This is a genomic window from Flavobacterium sp. CG_9.1, from assembly GCF_015751645.1.
GTDB classification, from domain to species: domain Bacteria; phylum Bacteroidota; class Bacteroidia; order Flavobacteriales; family Flavobacteriaceae; genus Flavobacterium; species Flavobacterium xanthum.
In genome coordinates this window covers 1-1,277 of record NZ_JADOVC010000081.1, presented here as the reverse complement: position 1 = coordinate 1,277, position 1,277 = coordinate 1, and the positions used below count along the sequence as shown (strand labels likewise).

Genomic DNA, 1,277 nt, shown 5'->3' with positions numbered 1-1,277 from the left:
ATTGGCATGAATTGCTTATTTTCGTAAACGGCTAATATACTTTATTAGATAAGACTTACAAAAATTTTAGAAAAATTTAATTTTTGAGTTAGCTGGTATATTTATTTACAGTAATAAGTTTGTAAAATAAGGCTTTATAAAACAGTAACTTATCTCTTTGAACATCAATGGAATACTATTTTATTTTATTGTAATCAAGCCCGCTCCAACTGCATACTTTTCAACTGCTCCAGATAATCCCTTTGGTTGGATAATCTCGGTATTTTATGTTGACCGCCCAGTTATTCACGATCTTATAACCAATATACGGAATCAATTTTATTCTTGCCAATATTCACTGTAAAAATTTGTAGTTTCCATTAACTCTTCATGATTTCCTGTGGTTGATAATGTGCCATTTTCGAGAACATAAATAGTGTCTGCTATTTTTTTCAAGGTATTCAAGCGATGTGAAATAAAGAAAATAGCACAATTGGGTTTTATTTTTGCTAATAATGCCATGGAGAAATTTTCTGTGTTTCTATCCATTGCCGAAGTCGCTTCATCTAAAATTAGAAACTGAGGTTTTTTGAACAACACTCTAGCTAAAGCTATAATTTGTTTTTGTCCCCCTGATAAATTAATTCCTTCTTCTCCCACAATAGTTGCTAATCCCTGTGGCAATTGATTAAAGTAAGTGTCAAAACCATATTCTGTAAGGAATGAAATTATGTTTTCTGGAGTTTCAGCTGCACCTAATAAAACATTATCGATCACATTGCCATTAAAAATGATAATTTCTTGCGGAACTACGCCTATTAGCTTTCTATAGCTTTGAAGCTCAATTTCGGATAATTGATATCTGTTATTAACCGTAATAGTTCCTTTTTCAAAATTATAAAAGCGTTGTAGTATTTGACCAATGGTACTTTTTCCACTTCCGCTTTCTCCTACAATAGCCGTTAGTTTTCCTTTTTCGATAGCAATAGTAACATTCGAGAATAACTCACTTCGGCCTGCAAAACGGAAAGACAGATTACTTATTGCTATACTTTTAATGTCATCGATTGAAACGCCTTCTTCTATTTCCTTTTCAATAGATGCAAATTCAAACATTCTATGGAAAGCAATTTTAGCTTCATTTATGGGAATTGAAACTAGTGCAAGATTAGCAATTGAGGGCAACAAAGAACCAACAATCCCTAAAATTGCCATTAATTCCCCTAATTTAATTTCTTTATTGAAAACTTGAATAGAAGTGTAAATTAATACGCCTGTCAAAAAGAAAACACTTGCTA

Annotated in this window: 1 protein-coding gene; it reads right to left on the bottom strand. The window is 31.8% G+C overall.

Annotation, left to right across the window (positions count from 1 at the left end; all coding sequences use genetic code 11):
• Positions 1-318: 318 nt before the first annotated feature.
• On the bottom strand, positions 319-1,277 hold a 959-nt coding region (locus tag IWX83_RS17090), incomplete at its 5' end, for an ATP-binding cassette domain-containing protein (RefSeq protein ID WP_196831356.1).